Genomic DNA, 26,264 nt, shown 5'->3' on the forward strand with positions numbered 1-26,264 from the left:
AATCTAACGATAGCGTTAGATTACAACTCCTATACTGTGTTGCTCATGCCTTTTTTGGCATCTGTTTTAGTGAAATTAATGAAAGGAGTAACCTAAATGTTTAAAAAGTTGTTTGGTGTTTTACAAAGAGTTGGTAAAGCTCTGATGCTTCCAGTAGCTATTCTGCCTGCGGCAGGTTTGCTTCTTGGAATAGGAAACATGCTGGTAAACCCAGACTTCCTGCAATATGTTCCAGCACTGGAGAACCATGTTGTTCAGGCTGTTGCCAACGTATTGATGAACTCAGGACAAATTGTATTTGATAATCTAGCCTTACTCTTCGCGGTGGGGGTTGCGATAGGTTTAGCCGGCGGTGAAGGTGTTGCGGGTCTAGCTGCCATTATCGGTTTCCTCGTAATGAACATTACGATGGGTACAGTTATTGGCGTTAATGATTACGTCCTGAGCCAAGGCGACTTCTCGTATGCCAGCGTATTAGGGATTCCAACACTGCAAACAGGGGTGTTTGGAGGTATACTCGTCGGTATATTGGCTTCGGCCATGTACAAGCGATTCTTCAAAATTGAGCTTCCTTCTTACCTGGGTTTCTTCGCAGGTAAACGTTTCGTACCGATCATGACGGCGGTAACAGCTCTAATCTTGGGCTTGTTACTGACAATAGTATGGCCACCTATTCAACATGGTCTGAACTATGTGTCACAAAGTATGATTGATACGAACAAAACGCTTGCAGCGTTTATCTTCGGAACGATCGAACGTTCGCTCATTCCTTTTGGACTGCATCACATTTTCTACTCTCCATTCTGGTATGAATTTGGTACCTACGTTGATAAAGCTGGAGAATTGGTACGTGGTGACCAACGGATCTTCATGCAGCAGCTTCGCGATGGAGTAGACTTCACAGCAGGGACATTTACTACAGGTAAATATCCATTCATGATGTTTGGTCTTCCAGCAGCGGCTTTGGCTATCTATCATGAAGCTAAACCTCAGAATAAAAAGATCGTCGGAAGTTTGATGATTTCCGCGGCATTGACATCGTTCTTGACAGGGATTACTGAGCCGCTCGAATTCTCGTTCCTATTCGTGGCTCCGTTGCTGTTCGCTGTACATGCTGTGTTTGCAGGTCTGTCCTTTATGACTATGCATATTCTGGATGTTAAAATCGGCATGACATTCTCGGGTGGCTTTATCGATTTTGTGCTCTTCGGTATTATCCCGAACCGTACAGCTTGGTGGCTGGTCATTCCGGTAGGTCTGGTCCTTGCCTTAATTTATTACTTCGGCTTCCGGTTTGTAATTCGGAAATTCAATCTTATGACACCGGGTCGTGAAGAAGATACGAATGAAGAAGAAGAAGTGAATACGGAGTCTGTCTCCAGAGCCGGTGATGATCTACCGCGGAACATTTTGTCCGCTCTAGGTGGTAAAGAAAACATCACTCATCTAGACGCTTGTATTACCCGCCTTCGTGTTGAAGTTAAAGATAAGGCAGGCGTAGACAAGAACCGTCTTAAGAAACTTGGTGCATCAGGTGTGCTGGAAGTGGGTAATAACGTTCAAGCGATTTTTGGCACACGTTCAGATACGATTAAATCGCAGATTCAAGATGTGATTAACGGAAAGACACCTGCGGCTTCAGCAGCTCCAGTAGTGGTTACTCCAGAGCCAGAAGAAGAACAACAGGCAGGTGAAGCTGGTGAAGCGATTATCAAGGAAGATATCGTATCTCCAGTAAACGGTGAATTGTTGGATATCACAGAGGTGCCAGATCCAGTATTCTCCCAAAAAATGACGGGCGACGGCTTCGCGTTCCTTTCCGAAGATGGGAAGATTGCTTCACCGGTTTACGGTAAGGTATTTAACGTGTTCCCGAGCAAACATGCCATCGGTATTATGTCTGACGGAGGCAAGGAAGTGCTCGTTCATATTGGGGTTAATACGGTTAAGCTTAAAGGTCAAGGCTTCACGGTATTAGTTGAAGAAGGCGATCTTGTAGCGGCTGGGCAACCGATTATGGAAGTGGATTTAGAGTATGTAAAAGCACATGCACCTTCTGTAATCTCACCTGTTATTTTCTCGAATTTACCAGAAGGCTCTTCTGTAACATTGAAGAAGCCGGGTAAGGTTTCTATAGGAGACCAAGACATCATTACGATTCAGTAAAAGTGCAAGGGCCGATGCTTCCTTGTTCATACAAGGAAGCGAAGCTTTCACTATAAATTTAAAATACTCTAATAACAGAAAGCGAGTTGGATAATATTATGCAAAAAACATTCAGAATTGTCGATGAAGATGGAATTCACGCACGTCCAGCAACTGCCTTGGTAAATACAGCAACAAAATTCAAAGGTACAGAAGCATTTGCAGAAGCTAAAGGTAAAAAAGTAACTTTGAAATCCATTCTTGGCGTATTGTCATTGGGTCTTGAAGCTGGAGATACTTTGTCTTTGATTACTGAAGGAAGCGAAGAAGCAGAAGCTTTGAACGCTCTTCAAGAAGTAATGATTAAAGAAGGGCTAGGGGAAATCCATGAATAAGATTTCAGGAATCGCGGCTTCAGCAGGGATTGCAGTAGCCCGTGCTTTTATCCTGAAACATCCGGATTATACGATTACGAAGACAAGTATCAGTGATACTGAAGCAGAAGTCGCTAAGTTAAATGATGCACTCGCCAAATCAAGAGTGGAGCTGCAAACGATTAAAGAGCGTACTTTGGCAGAGCTGGGGGAGAAGAAGGCTGAGATTTTCGAATCACATCTGCTTATTCTTGAAGACCCAGAGCTGATCAATCCTGTAATTGATAAAATCCGTGAGGAATCGGTTAACGCGGACTATGCGCTAAACGAAGTGGCTACGCAATTCATTGAGATGTTCGAAAATATGAAGAGTGCCTATCTGCAGGAACGTGCAGCTGACATGCGTGATGTTACCAAGCGCTTGCTGAACCACCTGCTGGGCATTCATTATGTAAGTCCTGCAGAAATCAGTGAAGAAGTAATCGTGATTGCTCAAGATCTAACACCATCGGATACAGCACAGCTTAATCGTAAGTTCGTTAAAGGCTTCACAACGAACATTGGTGGACGGACTTCTCACTCTGCAATTATGGCACGTTCTTTGGAAATTCCAGCGGTTGTTGGAACTAAAACGGTTCTGTCAGAAGTGAATTCTGGCGATTTGGTGATTGTCGATGGTCTGAATGGAGACGTTCTGATCAATCCTAGCGAAGCTGAAGTGGCAGAGTACACTCGCAAGCAGGAAGCTTACGACTTGCAAATCGCAGAATGGAAGAAACTTCGCGACGAACCTACAGTATCAGCAGACGGTAAACATGTTGAGCTAGCTGCCAATATTGGTACACCAAATGATGTGAATGGTGTCATTGAGAATGGTGGCGAAGGTGTAGGTCTGTACCGCACTGAGTTCCTTTACATGGGTCGCGATAAGCTGCCTTCTGAGGAAATTCAATATAACGCCTACCGTACTGTACTTGAGAACATGAAGGGTAAGCCGGTAGTCGTACGTACCCTGGATATCGGTGGCGATAAAGAGCTGCCTTATCTTGACCTTCCGAAGGAAATGAATCCTTTCCTTGGTTTCCGTGCGATCCGCCTATGCCTGGATCGTCAGGATATTTTCCGTACTCAATTACGCGCATTACTAAGAGCGAGTGTTCACGGGGATCTTCGCATTATGTTCCCTATGATAGCTACGCTTGGTGAATTCCGTGCTGCGCGTGATCTTTTGCTCGAAGAAAAAGCTAAGCTTCGGGAAGAAGGTAAGGAAGTATCAGACAACATTCAGCTCGGCATAATGGTTGAGATTCCATCAACTGCTGTACTGGCTGACCAGTTTGCTAAGGAAGTTGATTTCTTCAGTATCGGTACGAATGATCTTATTCAATATACAATGGCTGCGGACCGTATGAATGAACAGGTATCTTACCTGTATCAGCCTTACAATCCAGCCATCCTGCGTTTGGTCAAAAATGTAATTGATGCAGCCCATGCAGAAGGTAAATGGACGGGGATGTGTGGTGAAATGGCTGGTGACGCAACAGCTATTCCGCTGCTACTGGGTCTTGGTCTCGACGAATTCAGCATGAGTGCAACTTCCATTTTGCCAGCGCGTAGTCAAATTTCTAAATTGTCGGCTGCCGACATGAAGGATTTGGCTGCAAAAGCGTTGCAGCTTGGCACGGCTGAAGAAGTCGCTGCGCTTGTTCAAAGTATCGCTAAGTAACTTTTTACGCATGCATTAATCCGTTTTAGCGTTCTACTGTTTTTCCAACTACTATTGCCGACTTCCGATGGCTGGAGGTCGGCTTTTTTATGTTTTTTAACCTATAATTTTCTGTAATTCGACCTCATTTACTGTTCACTGTTTATTTTCTTTATTGCGCAGATGTCTATACCGATAGTATTAGTAATGAGCATAAAGTCGATAAGGAACCCAAACCTATAAATATGTCGTACATATAATAGTAAGGATCCATAGAAAGTTTATACTCCATTTGCCGACTTGCAGCGCTGTGCAAGTATTAATATGAAATGAATTGGTAATATATGGACTTATAAGCAACCCCACAGGGTTAGGTGGGGAGCCATAGGATGGTGTTAATTCATGAGTAAAAATTATATAAATGCAGACTTGATGATGGAAGTCTACGAGGGCAAGGATTTAGGCTTGAGGTATTCAACGGAGTACAGTGTATTTAAAGTCTGGGCACCTACGGCACTTGCTGTGTCCCTTGTACTGTACGAAACAGGTGGGCATCAACTGAATACTGAGTCACCTAAGAGTGCTATGGACAATGGTCGTATTGTATATATGCAGCGTAGTAATGGTGGAGTCTGGCAGACCAAGTTATCAGGTGATCTAAAAGGGAAATATTATATGTACCGTGCTGTTTTTGCAGATGGCAATGTGACGGAAGCAGTAGATCCTTATGCAACAGCCGTATCAGCAAATGGTTTAAGATCAGCAATCGTTAATTTGCAGGATACGAATCCAGAACATTGGGATCAGGATGTAGCGCCACCGTTACACCATCCAGCCGACGCAGTGATTTATGAACTGCATGTTCGTGACTTCTCCTCACATGAGAGCTCAGGTATGCATTATAAGGGTAAATTCAAAGCATTTACCGAATTTGGATTAAAGGATTCGGCAGGAAATACAGTGGGGATTGATCATCTGGCTGAATTAGGGATTACCCATGTACATCTGATGCCGGTATTTGATTTTCAGACCGTGGATGAGCTGAAGGTGGTCAATCGGGGTTCCTCCATAGCTAATGTGGACTACAATTGGGGGTATGATCCCCAGCATTATAATGTACCTGAAGGATCTTACAGCACCGATCCTGCCAATCCTGGCTTGCGGATTCGTGAATTTAAAGAGATGGTGCAGGCCTTACACAGCCGCGGGATCGCGGTAATTATGGATGTCGTTTACAACCATACGTATGCTGTTGAGAATGGCCCCTTTGAGCCGCTTGTCCCAGATTATTTCTATCGCCGCGATTTTACGGGACGTTTGTCGAATGGCTCCGGGGTTGGCAATGAGCTGGCTACAGAACGTCCGATGGTCCGTAAATTTATTAAGGACTCCTTATCTTATTGGGCTTCGGAATATCATATTGATGGTTTCCGGTTTGATCTAATGGGACTGATGGACAGTGTTACCATGCGGGAGATTACCGAAGAGCTTCGGCTAGAAGTGAATCCGAATCTGTTGCTTTACGGTGAACCCTGGACGGGTGGAGATTCTCCGCTGGCCACTAAAACGCTAAAAGGTGTACAACGGGGCAAGGGCTATGCTGTCTTCAACGATAACTTCCGTTCAGCGATCAAAGGGGATAGTGATGGCTTCGGAAGAGGGTTCGTGACAGGCGAATACGGCAAAGAAGGTGCTATTGCAGCCGGAATTAAAGGAGCAATTCATGAGTTTACGGACTCGCCTGTGGAATCGGTGAACTATGTAACTGCCCATGATAATTTGAATTTATGGGATAAGATGCTTATCGTTCAAGGAGGGAGTCAGCAAGCTGATTTTCCGGTAATCGCTAACATGGATAACGAAGATCTGGAAGAGGCAGTGGCCCTTGCCAATCCATACGTGAATGTAGATCAGGAGAATATTCTCGGTAATGAAACTGTACGTCGATCCATGCTTGCTAACGGAATTATTCTGACCTCGCAGGGGATTCCTTTCCTGCATGCAGGAGATGAGCTCCTGCGCAGTAAATTTGGAGATCATAACAGCTACCGCAGCGGTGATGCGGTCAACTCGATCCGCTGGAATATGAAAAGCGCATTTAAGCCCGTATTTGAATATTATAAAGGCCTGATCGAGCTGCGGCGTACACATCCGGCATTTCGTCTGCATGGCCGCCAGGAAATTGAACGCTCCTTAGAATTTCTGCGTTGTGATGGCGGAATAGTATCGTATCTGCTTAGAAGCCATGCAGGAGGTGATCTCTGGAACAATATTACCGTTGTCTTCAATGCTAATAATGACCGGATGTCGGTATCACTTCCTGAGGTTGCTGATAGTTGGAACGTAGTAGTAGACCATACCCGTGCCGGGATAGAAGCCATCCGCAGAATCGAAGGCAATGAGGTAGAAGTGGAAGGGTTGTCGATGATGGTCCTTTATGATGAATGTGGTGAGCCAGCCCCACGCTCTAAAATTATCGAAATACACTATGAACGCCCAGATCAGAATTACCAAGGCTGGAATCTTTGGGTTTGGGATACAGGAATCCAGGATGGACAATGCGATTTCCGTTATATGGAGAACGGGCGTGCAGTAGCCCGCATCGAAGTGCTGCCAGATACCCAATCCATCGGATATATTTTGCGGCTTAATGATTGGGAAGAAAAAGATGGGGACGGAGACCGTTTCATTGATTGTTCTACGAATGGAGAGTTAACCAAGGTCTTAGTTCGGGATCGTGATCAGGAGATTGACGAAATTTCAGAAGATCATCTTCGGTTAAGCAGTTAGAGGCCATACAAAAAAAGCTGTTTCAGGGTTGGTTTTTCCTGAGACAGCTTTTTATTTGCTCTTATGGTTTTACAATGGTCTGGTTAGCTAACCCTTCGTCCACAAGCTCGTAGTAGAGATTGGCTTTATTGCCACCATGGTCTTTGGAGCGATACATCGCCAAATCGGCGGCACGGAGCAGTTCATTAATACTGCTTCCGTGTTCAGGAAATAAAGCGACTCCGATACTCGCGGAGGTATGGAAGCTGGACCCGTTATCAACAGACCAAGACTTGTTGAACAGTTTAAGTAACCGCTGCAGTGTTTCATCAAGCATCTCTGGAGAAGTGAATCGATGCAGTACAACTGCGAACTCATCTCCGCCGATCCGGAAGGCCTGACCTATTCCTTTAACCGTATGCTGAAGTTCACGGGAGAGCAGCTGAAGAAATTCGTCTCCAGCCAGATGGCCTAAGGTATCATTTAGCTGCTTGAATCTATCACAGTCCAGCAGGGCAAGCGCAATATTTTGCCTCCGTCCTTCGGGTTGGGTGATAAGGTTCTCCATATACATTTTGAAATGAGCCCTGTTAGGAATCGCTGTTAAATGGTCATAGAAGGCTAGCTTATGTAGTCGTTCTTCGTATTGTTTTCGCTGGGTAATTTCCCGAGATAACAGCATAAATTGTGCTGGAAATTTACGGCTGCCGAGAACAGGTGACACCTTAGTTTCAAGCCATACCCATTGACCTTCTGCTCCGCGCATGCGCAGTTCAGAAATGCGCGGAGTTCCCTGAACAACACTTTTTAATTTAGCCCAGGCAATTTCCGGTTCACGTATGTAGTTGGATAACGGATCTCCTTTTTTAGGCACATAGCCTAGAATACTGGAGTGTGAGGGAGAAGCATATAGAATCAACCCGTTGGGATCCGTCAAAATAATGAAATCAGACATGGTTTCACCGATAAGCTGATAAAGTGTTTGTTCTTCCAGCATTTCATTCTGGAGCCAGATGATTTTGCGTCCAAGGTAAATAATAACTAGGAGAAACACAAATAAGAGGAGTGAATAAAGAGAGAACAAAGCGCTTTTTTTATCTCCAAATCCATCCGTTACTTGCAAGGCGTAGTTGCCAATCAAGTCCTCTGCTTGATCGAGATGTGCCCTAGCTTCATTGAATTGCGAGTTTAGGGTGAGCGCAGAATATGAATCTGAGTTCCAGCTGCTCTTCGTCCGTTCTGTTATTAGCGTATACCCTGAATTTTTCCATTTGATAATGGTAGTTTCGAAGGAGCTGAGCTCGTTTTTTAATTCGGAAAGGATAATTCCACTTTGTTTCATATCACTGTAAGGTTTTTTTATAGCGTTGATATTTGATCTTGCTACACTTATTCGTTCCTCCGCTTGAAGATTATTATCTGTAAACTCCTTAGTGAACTGTTCACCTTCTGCGGCTGTTAGGTTTGGACCCATTGCGATTTGCAAGGCTACAGCGGCTTGATGCAGATCACGATCCGCGCTCAGTATGAGCTTAGAGTTCTGATATATATCATCATAAAGAGAATCTGACAATCTATTAATCGTGTAATTTAAATAGAGTAGCGAGGCGACGCTGATCCCAACCAGAAGGACGGAGATTGCAGCGAAGACATAGAATAGTTTGCGTGTTACCTTGAACTCAAAGAATCCTGCCACAGTCATCTTCTCCCTGTATAAGATGATTAAGAAAATCTATTGCTGCTTAAGTAGAACCTGCAGAACGCAATCTATGGTCAGGCGTAATTTAATTCATTCACTGATGTTTTAAGGTGCTTTTGGGATAAAAGAGGTGTTGTATACATTGTGGAGAAACATAGGAAAGTGTACGTGTGAGTAAATGGTAGTTTCTAGTATATCAAGTATATAGGACGTGCTGCTTATAGAGCAATCTTTACTCAGATAATAATCAAAATGACAAAATTTAAAGTTTAGTGTATGGGCCTATTGAATTATCTATATTCAAACCGATGGTTCCTATTACCCAACTCGAGCATAAATGATACCTTTTACAGCTGCTGAAAAAACTGCCCTTAGTCATCTTAATGACTATAGGACAGCTAATCATTCATTATTCGTTACGCAGTGCGTGAATGGGGCGAAGTCGTGCGGCTTTGTTCGCAGGCATCATTCCAAAAATCACACCGATGAGTAAGGAGAAAATAAAAGAGATCAGTACCATATCCCAAGCAATCGAAACTGTAAGTGCTGAGTATTTACCCAGCAGCCAACTGCCCGCGACACCAATGCCAACCCCGAGCACCCCACCCAAACCGCTGAGCACGATGGATTCAATCATGAATTGAGCGAGGATATCGAATTTTTTGGCACCAATTGCTTTACGGATACCAATCTCACGTGTTCTTTCATTGACAGATACGATCATGATGTTCATGATTCCGATGCCGCCGACAAAAAGTGAGATGCCTGCTATGCCTGCAAGCGCCATGGAAAGTGTATCTGTTGTGGAATTAACAGTTTCCAGCATTTCCTGAGAGTCAAACACGCTAAAAGCATTATCCGCATAATTGAATTTAGCATCAAGCGTACTTTCCAGTTTTTCTTTTGCGGCTGCTACAGTATCTGCTGAAGTTGTCTTAATGGTGATGGAACGTACGCCTTTGCTTTTTAATTGGCGTTCTGCCGTGCTTATAGGAATTAGTATGATATCGTCGTTGGAACCACTTAGACTGGAGCCTTTTGTTTCTAAAAGCCCAACGATTTTATAGCTAATCCCGTTTAACTGGACCTTCTGCCCTACAGGATTGTCTGTACCGAATAAATCTTCGGCCGTACCTGAACCGATCAACGCTACCTTTTGCCGGTATTCGTTATCAATATCAAGCAAGAAGCGGCCTGCCTGTACATGAAAATCCTTTACCTCCTCATAAGAGGGGGTGATTCCTTCTACAGTTACACTAACGTTGTCTGTTTTATTCTTGGCTGTAGCATTGCCGCTGATCACAGGAGCTACATTTGCTATACCCTCTATATCCCCTAGAGCAAGGGCTTCCTCATAGGTGAGAGAGGTAGTCGCCCCACGGCCAGTAATGTTTACAGTGAGTTGGTTTGTGCCTAGTCCGTTTAGCTGCTCTGTGATCTGTGAAGTAGTTCCTTGCCCAACAGAAACAAGAATGATGACCGAAGAGACTCCAATAATAATCCCAAGCATCGTTAAAAAAGCTCTAACCTTACTGCTGTTGATGCTCTTCAGGGCCATTCGCATGCTTTGGTACAATTTCACCCCGCATTCCTCCGATCTTCCACGAGGTTGCCATCCTGAATACGAATAATCCGCTCCGCTTGTTTAGCTATTTCCAGATCATGTGTGATAAGGATGATGGTATGTCCTTGCTTATTTAACTCACGTATCATTTGCATGACTTCCTGTCCCGTCCGTGTATCCAGTGCCCCGGTTGGTTCATCGGCAAGTAGAATAGGGGGGGATCCCGCCATAGCCCGGGCAATCGCTACCCGCTGTTGCTGTCCTCCCGAAAGCTCAGAAGGGCGGTGATGCATCCGATCCTCCAGCCCTACTTTAATGAGTGCTTCCTGTGCTAGTTGTCTTCTTTCCCGATGGGAGAGGCCACGATAAATCAATGGCAGCTCCACATTTTCAATGGCTGACAGCTTGGGGAGCAGGTTGAAATTTTGAAAGATAAAGCCGATCTTCTCATTGCGGATCGTTGCGAGCTTATTGTCGGATAACTTGCGAACCTCTTGTCCATCTAGAAGATAACTTCCTTCATCGGAGATATCGAGGCAACCAAGCATATTCATGAGTGTTGATTTACCAGAACCGGAGGGACCAATAATAGCTACGAACTCCCCCAGATCAATTGTAAAGGAAAGGCTATTTAAGACCGTCATGGTTTCTCCGGCCATTGTGTAGCCGTGGGACATGTCGTGAACTTCGATCAGAGGTGCTGAAGCACTCATCTGCCGCCACCTCCGCCACCACCTGGTGCGCTGCCCATACCACCAGCGCCACCTCCGGTGAAGCCGCCACCCCCACTAAAGCCACTGCCGCCGAAGCCAGCGCCACCCATACCGCCCATACCACCTCTAGTTTCCGTTTCCGTGCTGGTTGTTCCGGTTTTCGTAGAGATTACGGTAGGGATGATCACCTGGTCCCCTTCATGGAGTCCGCTGACAATTTCAATGCTGCTCTCATCATGGAGACCCACTTCGACAGTGACCATCTGTCCTGAGCTATTGCCGCGATTTCTTCCACCGGCAGCGCCGCCGCGAGCGTCAGGAGCCCCGCTGGGCATAGCGCCGCCGCGAGCGTCAGGGGCACCGCTAGGCATTGGTACTTGGCCCTCGCCAGCAGTTTTGGAAGTTGCGGCTGAACCCGCTGCTAGAGGAATAGAAACTGTGTATTTTCCGTTTCTTTCTTGTACAGCTTCAATAGGTACTGTTAATACATCCTTTTTCTCAGCAGTGGTTACTGAAACTTCCGCAGACATTCCAACAAGAGCACCTTCGGAGCTTGTTAGACCTATGGTAACATCGAAGAGGGAAACACCGTTTGAGGCGGTGCCCTCATTAGCTATTTTCGTAACCGTTCCCTTGAATTCCGTATCAGGCAGAGCATCCAATGAAATAGTGGCAGGCATCCCTAGCTTTACAGTAGGAATATCAAGCTCATCCACCTGCACAACTACACTTAAATTAGCATAATCGGTAATGTCGATGAGTTCAGAGCCGTCCATGGCTTTTTCGCCGCTTGCAATATTAACTGTCGTTACAGTTCCATCAATAGGAGCCGTTAACGGATCAGGAGGAAGCATATCTTCTTGGACAGAAGCTATTTTTTCCTGTTGCGCCGAAATGTCGGTTTTGGCCTTTTCAATCGAACGTTTGGCATTTGCCAGCTCATCTTCTGCTGCACCTGATACGGCCAGCTTCTTATATTGCTCCTGCTTGTACTCAAGATCGGTCTCAAGTGAGGCAAGTGAAGTTTGTTCCTGCTTGAGATTGTCACTCAGATCATTGCCTTCAAAGGTAATCAAAGTCTGGCCTTTTTTCACGAGATCGCCCTCTTTGACAAGAACCTCAGCTACGGTCCCGCTGTCCTTCGTTTTTACTTTACCAGTTTCTGTAGCAATCACTGAGCCGGCTCCGGATACACTAACTACGATATCGCCCTTTGTAACGGTAGCTGTATTAACAGGCACTTCAGCGGCTTGACTGTTCTTATCAGGTAACAATGTATAAACCAGCATTCCTGCTGTTGCTACAACTACTACTACTCCAAGAGTCCAGAACACTATTTTTTTCTTCTTCATTTCTATCCTCCATAGCTCATCATATTAATTGCCGGATGTATTGCTGGTGTCTGGATCTGTGCCAGAAGTAGAGTTGCTGTTCGAAGTCGTTGATGCCGCCTGATAAGTGACGACATAGATTTGTGTTCCCAGCAGATTTCGATGGCCTTGGAATTCGTCGTATATATTCAACCGGATTGCGCCGCCACCCAGTGTTTTGTACAGGCTGCTTGTGAAGGTTGTGGTGTACGACTTGAAGTTACCTAATTGTAGATCTGTGCCAAGTGTTAATGTTTTTTCCATGCTTTGTCCTAAGGGGTCAATCAGCTCCAACACCAGTTTGTGCTCGTAGGTGCCTGATTCATAAAGCGTGCTGGCTGACATGTTGTAGGTTAGTGCAGTGCTGAGCGTATCTTTACCAGCGGTGACGGTGGCGACTGCATTTGTAACGGATAGGATATAAGGAAACATTTCCACGTTCAAAAGATTGCCTTTGGGCTCCACTCCCAGCTGGTTCAGTCCAAGTGATACCGTATTGATATAACCCGTCGATTGACCGCCAGGAGCGGTAAGCTTGCCTTCAGAAACACCCTCCCCGATGTATAGGACAAGGTTCGCTGGATCTATACCGAGAGGGAGCTTACTCCAGAGGGTGACCAGACTTTTTCCGTTAGGACTGGTGGAGGTTTTGGACTGGGTGACTTCGGCTTCATAATATTGATTGTCTTGTGTTTTGTAATAGGCTACGAGTTGAGCCTGTTCGGATTTACGCGATTCCTCACTGTTCATTTCTAGTTCTGTGTACAAGAGATTTGAATCTGTACCTGGGTACACGAGGGTCCGGCGTACAAGTAATTCCGCTTTTTTACCTTCAAGCTCAAGATGGAAAGAATTTTCAGCTGCAACACTCTGTACTCGGCTGTCCAGTTGGGTAGTACTTAGAGAAAGGAAGTTAAGCTTACTTTCACCTGAAGTTTCTTGCAGGGTGATTTTTAATTGATTGAAAGTATAGCTATAAGGAACATTGGCTACGACATACACAGCAGCCGATTCATTTGGACCGAGGATGGTTTGCGTACTTTCTGAGACAACCTGGGAAGTGCTGCTGATGTCACTTTCTCCAGCTTTGACGACACTTGTAAGCGCAGGAAGCTGAACAGAGGTTGATTTAGTGTTGCGGATGTTGATTTTAGCTACGATCTGGTCTTTGTCGGACCAAGGGAGTCTTTGAATGTTTGCAATTTTGACAACAAATGTACCGTGACTGTTCTCAATGGGGTATTCCGTGTCCTGCCAATTGTTAGTTTGCAGCGTGTAAGGGATCTGATAATAGGCGGTAGGAAAAATGATCTTGCCTTCAGCAGCCGGCTCAGTCATTTGCAGCTGCAATGTTCCTTGATTGAGTGTGAGTGGTACATCTGCGCTGAGTTCAATAATCTTTTCTTCAAGCGGTTTCAATGTTAGGCTGGCAAAATCCTTCGTATCCACCGGAAAGCTATACCCTTCAGCGGCTTTAATAGCAAGTTCATAGGCAGGCACATTCACCGCTTTGTTGCCGCTATTTTTGATGCGGAACTGTAGTGTCCACTTTGCGTTGCCATTGTCAGCATAGACGTTAGCCGTTTTCAGCTGTGTTTCGACTGTATTATTGCTGATTGTAAGCTTCTTCGTGACATTGCTGGCTACGACAAGATCCGGTGTTGTTGCAGCGGGGAGATTGTAGGCGACAACCGGCAAAGCTATTTTTAATGAGGCATCTTCTCCGGCAAATTGCAGCGCCATGTTGTCTGTCTTCATATAAGAAGGGATTTCCGTCAAATAGTAGATCGTCTTCTTTTCCTGAGGCTGTACTTTATAGCTGGTGCTGGTGTCATCAAGTGCGAGTTCAAATACAGATCCTCCAGCGGAAGCGAGGTATCCTTTAAGTCCAGTATCACTGAGTACCTTGGTTCCTTGATTAGTGAAGCTAACGCCAACCTTGGCATAGACCTTACCGTTATATTTATAAATTTGCAGGCTCTCTGCCTTGGTGGTTACAGGGAGATTGTTTAGGGTGATCTTTTTACTCTGCCCTCTGGCGACAGCTTGTGAATATCCTGTTGGTACGGTGAAGTTCCCTAGCTTTTTTTGATAATCGGTGGTGTTGAAGTCCCATCCGTACAATGAAATTTTGACCCCGTTTAAAGAGGTGGATTTGCCGATGTTTACATAGTAGGTGATAGATTGACTGCTTTTCGCGGCAATGGATTTGATGGTTGCACTGCTGGTAATAGGGCTTCCTTGAATAACTGTACCGCCGCTAGTAGTTACTTTGGAGAAAAAGTCCACCAGATTGAGGCTAGCGTTGCTTCCATTAGAGTAGCTGAGTGTGTATGTAAGAATATTTCCGCCATCCTGAGTTAATAAGCTGACATCCGTCAGCTTTGCGCTGATGTTAGTCTTCAAGGCTATGGAGCCTAGTTTATCCAGAGCGGATACGGAAGCTGTTGTTGCTATTTTGGTGGATGTAGTCCCGGCCCAAGCGGTATGAGCACCATACGCTGCAGATTGGCTAAGTACAGCTGTGCTTAGCAGCACCGCGGCTACTTTTATTCTCCGTACATGCATTTGATTTCCTCCCAATAGGATAGTTAATAGTCTGCGAAGGTGCACCCGAGTGGATAAGCAAGCCTTCCTAGTAATGGAAATTATCAAGCTCCGCTGAATGTTAGCTGAAAAAAAGTTGGAAAAATGGCTCTGAAGCTTAAAGCCAGCTTAAAAGAAGATAAAAATTAGCCTAATTTTGTCCAGCTTGTCAAAACGACAGATTTTGCATATAATAAAGAGACATATCTCTTGTAGTAAAGAGATACCTGACAATTAGCATGAATTGTGAAATGCAGTGATGGAGAAGAGTACACAGTGCCTGACTTACAGGGAGGAGACGCCGCGGATTGAGAGCGTTTCTAAGAAGCAGAGCTGTCGAAGTTCACTCCGGAGCAGTTCCCTGAATTCCTTAAGCTGTCTAATAGGGAAGGGTAGGGGATACCGGTCACAGACCGTTATTTCTGTATAAAGTGAGATAGGTATCTGTCCAGCCAAAAGAGGGAATGAAGCTCTTAAGGGGAACAGATCAGCTTGTCTAACAAGGGTGGTACCACGGTCTTTTCGTCCCTTACCGGGAGAAAAGGCCTTTTTTTGTTGAACTAGACAATGATTGAAGGGGGCTGTACACGGCCATGAAAGAGAAGTTGGAAGCATTGAAGGTTGAAGCGCTGGCTAAGCTGCAGGAGGTTATGGATCCGCAGGTACTAAATGATCTAAGAGTGAAGTATCTCGGTAAAAAAGGTGAGCTTACAGAGGTTCTGCGCGGTATGGGAGGACTTAGTGCTGAGGAACGTCCGGTAATCGGGCAAGTAGCGAATCAGGTTCGCAGTGCTATTGAGGAGATTATCGGCGCGAAGCAGGAGGCTTTTCAAGAGCAGGAAACCCAGCAACGTCTGCAGGCTGAAAAAGTAGACGTAACCTTACCGGGTCGCCGTATGCAGCAAGGGGGCATTCACCCGCTTAGCAGAGTCGTACAGGAGATTGAGGATATTTTTATCGGCATGGGCTACCGTGTAGCTGAAGGTCCGGAAGTAGAGACCGATTATTATAACTTTGAAGCTCTAAATCTGCCTAAGAATCACCCGGCACGTGATATGCAGGATTCTTTCTATTTAACGGATGACCTGTTAATGCGCACACAAACCTCGCCGGTACAGATTCGTACTATGCAGGCTATGAACGGTGAAGCTCCGGTAAAAATCATCTGCCCGGGTAAAGTATTCCGCCGTGATGATGATGATGCAACGCATTCCTTCCAGTTCCACCAAATCGAAGGTTTGGTCATTGGAAGTAACATTCGAATGAGTGATCTGAAGGGCACCCTGCAACAATTTGTGCAGGAGATGTTTGGACCGAATACAGGCATTCGTCTTCGTCCGAGCTTTTTCCCATTCACTGAGCCAAGTGTTGAAGTAGATGTAAGCTGCTTCAAATGTGGCGGCGATGGCTGCAGACTATGCAAGCAAAGCGGATGGTTAGAAATCCTTGGCGCAGGTATGGTGCATCCAAATGTACTGAAAATGGGTGGCTATGATCCTGCTGAGTACAGCGGCTTCGCTTTCGGAATGGGTGTAGAGCGGATTGCAATGCTTAAATACGGCATCGATGACATCCGACATTTCTATAGTAATGACATGAGTTTTGTGAAGCAATTCAAGGGCGTTTAGTTTTTGTGGGCGCGCTGGCTGATAGTGGCGGAGAATGGCTTTGGAGTGTTCTCCCACAGGAAGCAGCGCGAACGACAGTGAAATAAATACATCTGAAACATAAAGGAAGTGAGCGGATATGAAAGTATCAACCGGATGGTTGGCTGATTATACATCGATTGAAGGAGTAACCGCCGAACAGCTAGCGGAGAAGATTACCGCTGCCGGCATTGAGATTGACGGCGTAGAGCGCCGCAATAAAGGCATTTCCGGCATCGTAACCGGCTATGTGAAATCAAAGGAAAAACATCCTGATGCAGACAAGCTGAACGTATGTATCGTGGATGTGGGCCAAGATGAGGAGCTACAAATCGTTTGCGGCGCAAAAAATGTAGCTGCAGGTCAAACTGTACCTGTAGCAATGGTTGGCGCTAAGCTGCCAGGACTGGATATCAAAAAAGCCAAGCTGCGCGGTGTCCTGTCGCAAGGAATGATCTGCTCGGCCAAAGAATTGGGACTGAATGATAAATTGCTTCCAAAAGAGCAACAAGAAGGTATTCTTGTGCTGCCTGAAGGGACAGAGATTGGTCAGGATATTTCCAAGGTCCTCGGCTTAGATGACGAGATTCTGGAATTCGATCTGACTCCGAACCGTTCAGATTGCCTCAGCATGATTGGTGCTGCTTATGAAGTAAGTGCAATTCTTGGGCGTGAAGTTAAATTACCTGATCCAAAAAGCGAAATGATTGAGATCAGTGGTCCTGCTGCGGATTCCATTTCCGTCAAGATTGAAGATGAAGAATACTGCAGCCATTATGCAGTTCGTTATATTGCAGGTGTTAAACCTGCACCATCACCGCTGTGGATTCAGAATCGTCTGATGGCTGCTGGGGTTCGTCCAATTAATAATATTGTGGACATTACCAATTATGTGATGCTGGAATATGGACAGCCGCTGCATGCTTTTGATGCAGATAAAGTACAAGGTGGAGAACTCGGCGTTCGTCTTGCCCATGAAGGTGAAGTTTTGGTTACACTTGACGGTCAAGAGCGTAAGCTAGAGCCGCAAATGCTCGTTATCGCTGATGGAGTAAAAGCTGTAGGTCTGGCCGGAGTAATGGGTGGACGGGATACAGAGGTTACTGCTGAGACGGTAAACCTTGTTCTGGAATCTGCTAAGTTTGATGGAGGAACGATTCGTAAAACCTCGCGTCAATTGGGACTTCGCTCGGAAGCCTCCCTTCGTTTCGAGAAGGAAGTGGATCCAAGTGCAGTTATTCCTGCATTGAACCGTGCAGCCGTACTGATTGCACGTTATGCTGGCGGATCGGTCCATGAAGGCATCGTGCAAGCAGGAACTGACGCTGTTCAAGAGAAGGTTCTCACCTTGTCCTTAGAGAAACTGAATCGTTATCTGGGAACGGATTTGTCCTTGTTGGAAGTGAAGACATTGTTTGGCCGTCTACATTTCAAATGTGGAGATACCGCACAAGGGCTGATTGAAGTTCAAGTCCCAACCAGACGTGGCGATATCAGCTATGATGTTGATCTTATTGAAGAAATTGCCCGCCTGTACGGGTATGACAATATTCCAACGACTCTAATTGAAGGAATTACAACGCCAGGAGCACTAACTCACAAGCAAGCGCTCCGTCGTGAACTGCGTCGCCTATTGTCACATGGCGGTTACCAAGAGGTGATGGGTTACTCCTTCATCCAGCCGCAACAAAGCACAATGTTCCCTGAGTTATCAGAAGGAGCAGTAGCGGTGAAGCTGGCTATGCCGATGAGTGAAGAACGCAGCGTACTGCGTACCAGCCTTCTACCACAACTCTTGGATATTGCCAGCTACAATACCAATCGTCGTCAAAGCGACTTGGCATTGTTTGAAATCGGCAACGTCTTCTTCACGGATGAAGAACAGTTGACTCGTCAGCCACGCGAACTGCCGGTGCTGGGGCTGCTGCTTAGCGGAAGCTTAACAGTGAAGCAATGGAATGTTTCGGCACAGCCTGTGGACTTCTTTGATTTGAAGGGTGCGCTGGAAACGGTATTTGCTCATTTAGGGCTGACCGATAAAATCGTCTATGTAGGAGATAGTCCAGAAGGATATCATCCTGGGCGTTCCGCGTCGGTATATTTACTCGGAAACGAGGGTCTTGTGAAGATCGGAACGATGGGACAGATTCATCCGGATCTGCAAAGACAGCTGGATCTGGTGGATACTTATGCGGCAGAAATTTTATTGCAGCCGTTATATGAAAGTGCGCAAAGCCGTTTGCAATATAATGAGCTTCCGCGTTTCCCAGGAATGGAGCGGGATATTGCTGTGGTCGTGGATTCCGCTGTACCAGCGGGCGATCTGCTAGCTTCCATCCGCGATAACGGAGGTACTTTGCTCCAGTCCGTCCAGGTATTTGACGTTTATACTGGTGGTAAGCTGGAGAATGGAAAGAAGAGCATCGCGATCTCACTGCTGTATCGTCATAGTGAACATACACTGACTGATGAGGAAGTAGGAGAGGTGCATGAGAAGGTATTAGCATCTCTTCAACAAACTTTTGGTGCAGAATTAAGAAAGTAGCAGGAATTGTGTAAAGCCGCAGCGAATCCATTTAGAAACTGAGATTCGCTGCGGCTTTTTCTAGGTAGAGTGCAAAGCGGAGAATATCAGCCATAATCTATTGAATATTAGGGATTTTGCCAAATGCTTACCAAAAAAGCTACAATAGAAGAAGTGAAACTAGCTTAGAATCCGCACACATACAAAGGAGGGCACAACTGTGGCTATGGACCGGACACGTGTCGCCGTGGAGATATACGGAACTTCCTATAAACTCGTCGGAAGCAGTACTGAATATATGAAACAAGTGGCCCGTTATGTTGATGAACATATGCGCACGATTTCTAAATCTCACACCAGACTGGACACACCGCGTATAGCGGTGCTTGCAGCTGTACATATGGCGGAGCAGGCTATTCAGGTTCAGGACTTCAAAAATGAACTAAACATGATGACAGGTGAACGCAGTGAACTGCGATTGGAAGTATCTCGCCTGCTGGAGGTACAGCGGGAGCGGCAAGAAGAATTCGAGCGACTTGAAGCTGCGGCCAAAGAAGAGGCTGGGCGACTGATTGCTGCTGCGGAGGAAGAACGTAAGCGGCATTTGGAGATTCAGGAGAATGAACGCAAGGTACATGCGGAACAGCTTCAGGAGGCAGTGCAAGCTGTGGAAGCTGCACGCAAGAAGCTGGAAGAAGAATTGCTTGAGCGCGAGATAGAGCTGCAAGCACTGCGGACAAGCTACGAAGAAGAGCAGGCAGCTAGTCGTGAACACCAGCGGCAGGAACTGGCGAAGGCGGAAGCCATCCGCTTGCAGCAGCTGGAGGAGCAGAAGGCTGCTCATCTGCAAGAGCTGGAGAACATCCGGGAGACGCTGACCAAGGAGAAGACAGACACGCTGTCTGCTCTGCAGCTTGAGCTGACCGAGACCAAGTCAACACTGGAGGAAGAGCTTGAGGATACCAAGTCTACATTAGGTAAAGAACTCGAAGATACCAGATTGACGCTGGGTAAGGAGCTTGAGGATACCAAGTTGACGTTAGGTAAGGAGCTTGAAGATACCAAGTTGACCTTAGGTAAAGAGCTTGAGAGTACCAAAGCGAAGTTGGGCAAAGAGCTGGCGGAAGAACGTGAAGCACTGCAGCGGGAACAAACCAAGAATAAGGAACTGCGGCAGTCACAAGGCACTCAAGAGCATAGACATAAGCAAAATATTCAAGAGCTGGAAAAACAGCTGGCTGAGCTTCGTGGTGGGACAGGGCAACTTCAGTCCAGATTACGTGCGGCTGAAGCCAGTCTTAAGAGTGAACGAGATGCAAGACAGACGCTTCTTGGACAATATGAAGCGATTGTTAAACGTGAAGAACAGCTCAGTGAAGAGCTGCGCACGGCTACTGAGCTGGGCACACTGTTGAATGAGGAGCTGGAAGAGTTACGCCAGCGTTATCAACAGTCACAGAATGAAGCTACAGAGCTAAGAGCGTCACTACAGGAGACGAGTGAAAATCTGCACCGTGTTCAGGAAGAGCTTGCGGGATCAGCAGCAGAGGCGGCTAACTGGCAGGAGCTTTCGGATAAACGCATGGAAGATATTGGTGAACTGGAAATGAATCTGCTGGAGTCTGAGGAGAAATCCGTGTTGCTCCAGAAAGAGATCGACACGCTACGTGGGCAAGCCGATGGATTAGTACAGCAGCTGGATCAGGAGGTTCAGCTTCGTACAGATGCAGAACGCGAAACAGCGGTACTTCGGGAGCAAGGTGTGCAGGCTCAGAAGGAATTGTCTGCGCTTCGTGTTCGTTATGAGGAATTGATTGCTCAATACGACGATGTACTGCAAGAAGGAGAACGCCTGCAGGAAAGATATCAACTGTTGCAGGAAGAAGGCGAAGAGGCAACACGACGCTTAGAAGAGTTATCTGAAGCTAGTCGTGAAGCTGCTGCTACTGTTGCTGAGCAACAGGAAGTGCTGAAGGAAGCAGAGGCGTACGGAGCTTCCTGGAAGCATAAGTACGAGGAACTATCCGATCAGCAGCTGCAGTGGACGGATCTCGAAGCAAAGCTGCGTGAGGAGATCGACATTTGGCAGCAGGAAGCCGGTGAGGCTGAAATGAAGCAGGAAGCTATTGATCGTGAACGTAGCGAAGTGCTTCAGCAGCTAGGTGAAGTTGGTGAAAGCTATGAAATGGTTCAAGGACAACTTCGTTTGTTGCAGCTCCAGTTTGAAATGCGTCAGGAAGAGTTTGACAAGCTGACAGATGAGCATCGTAACCTTAAAGAGGAATATGCCAAGCTACAAAATGAATATAATGAATGGATTCAACTGATCGAGCAAGACAGTTGAGTGCCGGATGCAAGTAAGAGAGCTGACCTGATGAGTAGAGAGATCTATTTCGGGTCAGCTCTCTTTATTAATGAGCTCAAATTAAAAAAACAGCCGATCTCAGGGGGAATCCCTAATAATCGGCTGTTTATGTGTAATCTATTCCACGATGATTGTAGCTCTCATTCCGCTATGTCCGGAGCCACACATAATGGAGCAGGTCATTTCGAAAGTTCCAGCTTCCTCGGGTACGATCACCTTTGAGGATTTTTTTTCATTAAGCTGCAGCTCGAACTCTGGAATAAGGATACCGTGATTGCCGTCATCATTTTTAAAAATGATTTTGACGGGAACACCCTTTTTTAGATGGTATTCTTCCTGATCAAAGCTGTAATTTGTAGCTGTAATTATGAGTTCTGTTTCTGCCTCGATTTCCGGCTCCGATGTGTTAGCATTGCCAGCAGCACTATCATTGTTGTTCCCACAGGCTGTAAGTGCTATAACGAACACCATTGAAAGTAGAATTGCAAATTTTTTAATAATCTAAATCCCCTCCCAAGAAGTCCAAGCATAGTGAAAATGTGACAATTATGTAGACATCATAACTTAAAATTTAAGTAAGCGCTTTGATTAAATGTGAAAAATATGTGAACAGGCAGACTGTTCAAACTTTGTCGTAAATTGCAAAAAAATGATGAAAATATAACTAAAATTTATTATAATGAAAGCTATTACATTAACGTATAAAAGTAGGGGATACATATTACAAGTATTAATGATGCGCTAAGTACGGAGGTTTGGCACCGTAGAATCTTACAAGGCTATTGGATGGTAGTCATTCTTTTATTAATCTCACAGTTGCTGTTTTTGTCGAATATTGACCGACTCCAAATAAAAACAACCATGGATACGAATCTATGGCATTTATTTATAGCCTGTAATTTACTAATTGTGTTCCTTATGATTACTGCGGAGCTGTGGCTGCGTTATAGTAAACAGTCCCCTAAATATGGGGTGGTTAGCTGCGGGTTTTTAGTGTCCTACCTTATGTATTTTGTATTAGAGCCTTTTGTTGACGGTGCTCAGATGACACTTATGATGCCGATTATGGTTGCTCTTATTTATTTTGATCGTAAGCTCCTGTACATAATGGGGTTATTTAGTATTGTGTTTTATGCCGGGGTATATTTTGGGTTGGAACGGCCATTCCTACATAAACCGCTGCTTGAATTCTTGATGGTAGAGTGTGTATTTTTGGTATTTGTGCTGATGGCTATTGCAGTAATTATTCGTGCTCGTGAAGCGCGTATTAATTTAGAAAGATTAACCAAGGCGGGCCAAGATCTAATGGTGGAGAGGGCTATTTCGGATAAGCTGCTGAAGATAGACGCACTCACTGGACTCTATAATCATAAAACCTTTCATGAATATTTGGATTCATTATTGGAGCAATGTGAAAGCAACAACCTTCAGCTACAGCTGGCTCTTTTCGATATTGATAACTTCAAGCAAGTGAATGATACCTACGGACACAGGGTTGGAGACCTTGTACTTAAGGTGATAGCGGACAAGGTAGGCGGCATGATTGAGTTAAATGATTTTGCGGCTAGGTATGGCGGGGAAGAGTTCGCTGTGATTTTTACAGATAAAAGTTTCTCGGAGTCCTATGAAGCAGTAGAGAAATTACGGAAAAATATTGCTCAAATTGAACATTTGCAGGCTGGTAACAAGCCGATCACCGTGAGCATTGGAATTTGTGATTATCAGCTTGGGGATGGGAAAGAGCTTCTCTTTCGTAAAACAGACAAAGCGCTCTATACCGCTAAAAAGCAAGGCAAGAACAGAGTGGTCAACTGTGCGGAGAGTCATAAAGAGGAGATTGTGTCTTTTGCATAAAAACAACACAGAACCCCTTATTGCCGGAGAAGAACCGGAATAGGGGGTTCTGTGTTGTGAAGAGCTTTTGTTACTTAGCGGCCTCAAATGGAGTGGATACCGGCAGAAACAGGTCGATAATCCCAATGACAAGAGCTGCTAAGATGGCACCCAGAATGGATACGCTGACTCCGCTGACTACGAATTGAGCGACCCAGATTACTACCGCACTGACAATAAAGCCGACGATACCACGACCGAAAGGCGTTGCTTTTTTGCCGAAGATTCCTTCGACTACCCAGCCGAGTAGCGCAATCACCAGTGCAAGGATTAGAGCGCTCCAGAACCCACCAACCGTGAACTGTGGAACAATCCAGCCCACAACCATCAGAACAAGCGCTGCGACCACAAAACGACCAACATGACTTAAGAAATTCACTGTACTAACCTCCTTTGGCCCATGCTAAGGATATGTGCAGTTCTTATTGTGACCTTATTACGTGATTCTATGCTTAAAAATAAGACCCAAATAGCGAAATTGACCTGAATTCTGTATAATGGAAACATCTATGAAGGGAGCTGTGACTGTAATTGGACGACAAAATTTTGCATACGCTTGAATATCGCAAGATTTTAAATAAATTAATGCAATATACGCAAACCCCCATGGGAAGATTGGCTGCGGAGCAGCTAAGGCCCTCCGGCGATTTCGAAGGTGTGAAGAAGCTGCTTCAAGCCACGGATGAAGCGGCTAATGTGGATCGCCTGAAGGGCATTCCTTCGTTCGGCGGGGTAAGCGATATTCGAGCAGCACTCAAACGTGCGTCTATAGGCGGAATGCTGGGAACAACTGAGCTGCTGGCCGTTGGAAATACCATTGGCGGCGCACGCAGAGTCAAACGTTTCCTGGCAGCTATGCATGAGGAAGAAAAGATTGAGCTCCTGTTCTCACTGAGTGACGTTTTATCGGAGCAAAAACATGTGGAAGATGCCATCCGTTTATGTATAGACGAGAATGCTGATGTACTTGATACAGCTAGTTCTGAGCTGGCTAACATTCGCCGTGAATTGCGCGGAGGAGAGACCAGAATTCGTGAGAAGCTGGATTCGATGATTCGTTCGTCTTCTGTAGCAAAAATGCTGCAGGATCAGCTGGTAACCATTCGTGGTGATCGGTTTGTTATTCCTGTAAAAGCGGAGTACCGTGCCCATTTCGGTGGTATCGTACATGATCAGTCTGGATCAGGAGCGACTTTATTTATCGAGCCAGAGTCTATTGTGGCGATGAATAATAAACTTCGTGAAACACGGCTGCGTGAGGAACGGGAAATCGAGATCATTTTACACAGGCTGACGGCACTTGTAGCCGACATTGCGGAAGAAATGACCTACGATATTGATATTCTGGGAGAACTGGACTTCATCTTCTCCAAAGCGCGTCTTGCTCGTGATATGAAGGCTACTCAGCCGCGTATGAATGACCGCGGTTATCTTAAGCTGCGCAAAGGGCGGCATCCGCTTATTCCAGCGGAGCATGTGGTTCCTTTGGACGTGGAGCTGGGCAATCAATACAGCTCAATTATCGTAACCGGACCGAATACCGGTGGTAAGACCGTTACCCTCAAAACCATCGGCTTGTTAAGCTTAATGTCGATGTCCGGCTTGTTTATTCCAGCAGAGGAAGGCAGCCAGATGTGTGTGTTTGATGCCATTTATGCTGATATTGGCGATGAACAGAGCATCGAGCAAAGTCTGAGTACCTTCTCTAGTCATATGACTAATATTATCTCCATTCTGCGTAGAATGACTCCTAAGAGCCTTATTCTGCTTGATGAGGTGGGGGCTGGAACCGACCCGGCAGAAGGCTCTGCGCTGGCAATTGCCATTCTGGAGCATATTCACCGGATCGAATGCCGGATGGTCGCAACAACACATTATAGCGAACTGAAAGCATACGCTTATGAGCGTAAGGGAGTCATCAATGCCAGTATGGAATTTGATGTCCAGACCCTTAGCCCAACCTATCGCTTATTGATCGGCGTACCCGGACGAAGCAACGCCTTTGCGATTGCCGAGCGTCTAGGCCTGCCTCATGCGATTCTGGAGCATGCCCGCGGCGAAGTGAAGGAAGAAGATCTGCGCGTGGAGCATATGATTGCTTCTCTCGAAGAGAATCGGCTGGGAGCGGAACAGGAGCATGAACGTGCAGAGGGCATCCGCCGCGAAGTGGAGGAGCTGCGCAGCAGACAACAGCAAGAGCTTGAGAAGCTGGAAAGCCAGCGTGAGAAACGCCTCGAGAAGGCTGAGAAGGACGCCAGCGCGATCCTGGACAAAGCGCGTAAGGAAGCTGAGGAAATTATCAGTGATTTGCGCCGCTTGGCTATGGAAGAAGGAGCTTCAGTTAAAGAGCATAAGCTGATTGAAGCACGGCGACGTCTGGATGAAGCTGAGCCATCACCGCGCAAGAAGGCTGTTACCCGCAAGACTACCAAAGCTCCACGTACAATTGGTCCTGGAGATGAAGTGAAAGTCGACAGCTTGAACCAAAAGGGCTTTGTGGTGGAGCTAAGCGGTACTAAAGAGGCGCTGGTGCAGTTTGGCATTATGAAGATGAAGGTAAGGCTGGATGATTTGGAATTGCTCTCCTCGAAGGCAACAGCTGCGCCAACGGCCCTTCGCCATGCGACAACCGTCAAACGTTCCCGTGATGAGAACATTCGCAGTGAACTGGATTTGCGCGGGACTAACCTGGAGGAAGCTATCATGGAGACAGATCGGTTTATCGATGAAGCCTTTTTAGGTAATCTGGGCCAAATCGCCATCATTCACGGTAAAGGAACGGGTGTGCTGCGCACAGGAATTCAGGAATATTTGCGTAAGCACAAGCATGTGAAGAGTTATCGGCTCGGGAATTATAACGAAGGCGGCGCGGGCGTAACTGTGGCTGAGCTGCAATAGCGGGATTTCCCGG

Annotated in this window: 16 protein-coding genes and 1 other annotated feature; of the genes, 9 read left to right on the top strand and 7 right to left on the bottom strand. The window is 46.0% G+C overall.

Annotated elements, in window-relative coordinates:
* Positions 1-96 precede the first annotated feature (96 nt).
* The 4 genes from ptsG (at position 97) to pulA (ending at position 7,014) form a co-directional block, all read left to right on the top strand.
* Positions 97-2,166: a glucose-specific PTS transporter subunit IIBC gene (gene ptsG / locus NST94_RS08045; protein WP_076135917.1), complete on the top strand. Its 2,070-nt coding sequence runs from the start codon at positions 97-99 to the stop codon at positions 2,164-2,166.
* A 98-nt stretch (positions 2,167-2,264) separates the two neighbouring features.
* A complete protein-coding gene (locus NST94_RS08050; RefSeq protein WP_036683569.1) occupies positions 2,265-2,540 on the top strand; it encodes an HPr family phosphocarrier protein in 276 nt (91 codons plus the stop codon).
* Positions 2,533-4,245, top strand: coding sequence for a phosphoenolpyruvate--protein phosphotransferase (ptsP, locus tag NST94_RS08055; protein ID WP_076301365.1), 1,713 nt, complete (start codon positions 2,533-2,535; stop codon positions 4,243-4,245). Before NST94_RS08050 ends, ptsP begins: the two co-directional genes overlap by 8 nt.
* A gap of 381 nt (positions 4,246-4,626) precedes the next feature.
* Complete coding sequence (gene pulA, locus NST94_RS08060) at positions 4,627-7,014, top strand: type I pullulanase (protein WP_076301364.1); 2,388 nt, start codon at positions 4,627-4,629, stop codon at positions 7,012-7,014.
* A gap of 61 nt (positions 7,015-7,075) precedes the next feature.
* Here the strand turns inward: pulA and NST94_RS08065 are convergent, their stop codons facing one another.
* From NST94_RS08065 to NST94_RS08085, 5 genes are all read right to left on the bottom strand, one after another.
* Positions 7,076-8,689 (bottom strand): sensor domain-containing diguanylate cyclase, encoded by a 1,614-nt coding sequence (locus NST94_RS08065; RefSeq protein ID WP_339281860.1) that lies wholly within the window; start codon positions 8,687-8,689, stop codon positions 7,076-7,078.
* Between the two features lie 412 nt (positions 8,690-9,101).
* Positions 9,102-10,274, bottom strand: coding sequence for an ABC transporter permease (locus NST94_RS08070; RefSeq protein ID WP_139329884.1), 1,173 nt, complete (start codon positions 10,272-10,274; stop codon positions 9,102-9,104).
* Complete coding sequence (locus tag NST94_RS08075) at positions 10,271-10,969, bottom strand: ABC transporter ATP-binding protein (protein ID WP_076126381.1); 699 nt, start codon at positions 10,967-10,969, stop codon at positions 10,271-10,273. The genes NST94_RS08070 and NST94_RS08075 overlap by 4 nt, the downstream gene beginning before the upstream one ends.
* A complete protein-coding gene (locus NST94_RS08080) occupies positions 10,966-12,321 on the bottom strand; it encodes an efflux RND transporter periplasmic adaptor subunit (protein ID WP_339281861.1) in 1,356 nt (451 codons plus the stop codon). Before NST94_RS08080 ends, NST94_RS08075 begins: the two co-directional genes overlap by 4 nt.
* Positions 12,322-12,345: 24 nt before the next feature.
* Positions 12,346-14,907: a hypothetical protein gene (locus NST94_RS08085; RefSeq protein WP_339281862.1), complete on the bottom strand. Its 2,562-nt coding sequence runs from the start codon at positions 14,905-14,907 to the stop codon at positions 12,346-12,348.
* Positions 14,908-15,172: 265 nt separating this feature from the next.
* Positions 15,173-15,458: a binding site (T-box leader), on the top strand.
* 60 nt (positions 15,459-15,518) lie between these two features.
* Between NST94_RS08085 and pheS the strand changes: the two genes are divergently transcribed.
* The 3 genes from pheS (at position 15,519) to NST94_RS08100 (ending at position 21,439) form a co-directional block, all read left to right on the top strand.
* Entirely contained in the window at positions 15,519-16,553 is a 1,035-nt protein-coding gene (gene pheS, locus NST94_RS08090; protein ID WP_076126387.1) for a phenylalanine--tRNA ligase subunit alpha, read from the top strand.
* Between the two features lie 118 nt (positions 16,554-16,671).
* Positions 16,672-19,116 (top strand): phenylalanine--tRNA ligase subunit beta, encoded by a 2,445-nt coding sequence (gene pheT / locus NST94_RS08095; RefSeq protein WP_339281863.1) that lies wholly within the window; start codon positions 16,672-16,674, stop codon positions 19,114-19,116.
* Between the two features lie 199 nt (positions 19,117-19,315).
* Positions 19,316-21,439: a hypothetical protein gene (locus tag NST94_RS08100; RefSeq protein ID WP_339281864.1), complete on the top strand. Its 2,124-nt coding sequence runs from the start codon at positions 19,316-19,318 to the stop codon at positions 21,437-21,439.
* A 138-nt stretch (positions 21,440-21,577) separates the two neighbouring features.
* Here NST94_RS08100 and NST94_RS08105 read toward each other — a convergent pair whose 3' ends face one another.
* Entirely contained in the window at positions 21,578-21,931 is a 354-nt protein-coding gene (locus NST94_RS08105; protein WP_256715140.1) for a cupredoxin domain-containing protein, read from the bottom strand.
* 315 nt (positions 21,932-22,246) lie between these two features.
* Between NST94_RS08105 and NST94_RS08110 the strand changes: the two genes are divergently transcribed.
* Positions 22,247-23,314, top strand: coding sequence for a GGDEF domain-containing protein (locus NST94_RS08110; protein ID WP_076126393.1), 1,068 nt, complete (start codon positions 22,247-22,249; stop codon positions 23,312-23,314).
* A 70-nt stretch (positions 23,315-23,384) separates the two neighbouring features.
* Here the strand turns inward: NST94_RS08110 and NST94_RS08115 are convergent, their stop codons facing one another.
* A complete protein-coding gene (locus NST94_RS08115; protein ID WP_036683548.1) occupies positions 23,385-23,732 on the bottom strand; it encodes a phage holin family protein in 348 nt (115 codons plus the stop codon).
* A gap of 152 nt (positions 23,733-23,884) precedes the next feature.
* Here NST94_RS08115 and NST94_RS08120 point away from each other — a divergent pair, with 152 nt between their 5' ends.
* The gene (locus NST94_RS08120) at positions 23,885-26,251 is read left to right on the top strand and encodes an endonuclease MutS2 (RefSeq protein ID WP_076126396.1); all 2,367 of its coding nucleotides are present in this window, start codon (positions 23,885-23,887) and stop codon (positions 26,249-26,251) included.
* The last annotated feature ends 13 nt before the right edge of the window (positions 26,252-26,264 follow it).

It is taken from the genome of Paenibacillus sp. FSL H8-0282 (assembly GCF_037963825.1).
Classification (GTDB): domain Bacteria; phylum Bacillota; class Bacilli; order Paenibacillales; family Paenibacillaceae; genus Paenibacillus_AQ; species Paenibacillus_AQ odorifer.

Bases quoted from the DNA above. Each gene is read 5' to 3' on its own strand.
- ptsP (WP_076301365.1), top strand. From the start codon at position 2,533: ATGAATAAGATTTCAGGAATCGCGGCTTCAGCAGGGATTGCAGTAGCC.
- NST94_RS08050 (WP_036683569.1), top strand. From the start codon at position 2,265: ATGCAAAAAACATTCAGAATTGTCGATGAAGATGGAATTCACGCACGT.
- NST94_RS08105 (WP_256715140.1), bottom strand. From the start codon at position 21,931: ATGGTGTTCGTTATAGCACTTACAGCCTGTGGGAACAACAATGATAGT.
- pheS (WP_076126387.1), top strand. From the start codon at position 15,519: ATGAAAGAGAAGTTGGAAGCATTGAAGGTTGAAGCGCTGGCTAAGCTG.
- NST94_RS08085 (WP_339281862.1), bottom strand. From the start codon at position 14,907: ATGCATGTACGGAGAATAAAAGTAGCCGCGGTGCTGCTAAGCACAGCT.
- NST94_RS08075 (WP_076126381.1), bottom strand. From the start codon at position 10,969: ATGAGTGCTTCAGCACCTCTGATCGAAGTTCACGACATGTCCCACGGC.
- pulA (WP_076301364.1), top strand. From the start codon at position 4,627: ATGAGTAAAAATTATATAAATGCAGACTTGATGATGGAAGTCTACGAG.
- NST94_RS08110 (WP_076126393.1), top strand. From the start codon at position 22,247: ATGGTAGTCATTCTTTTATTAATCTCACAGTTGCTGTTTTTGTCGAAT.
- ptsG (WP_076135917.1), top strand. From the start codon at position 97: ATGTTTAAAAAGTTGTTTGGTGTTTTACAAAGAGTTGGTAAAGCTCTG.
- NST94_RS08080 (WP_339281861.1), bottom strand. From the start codon at position 12,321: ATGAAGAAGAAAAAAATAGTGTTCTGGACTCTTGGAGTAGTAGTAGTT.
- pheT (WP_339281863.1), top strand. From the start codon at position 16,672: ATGAAAGTATCAACCGGATGGTTGGCTGATTATACATCGATTGAAGGA.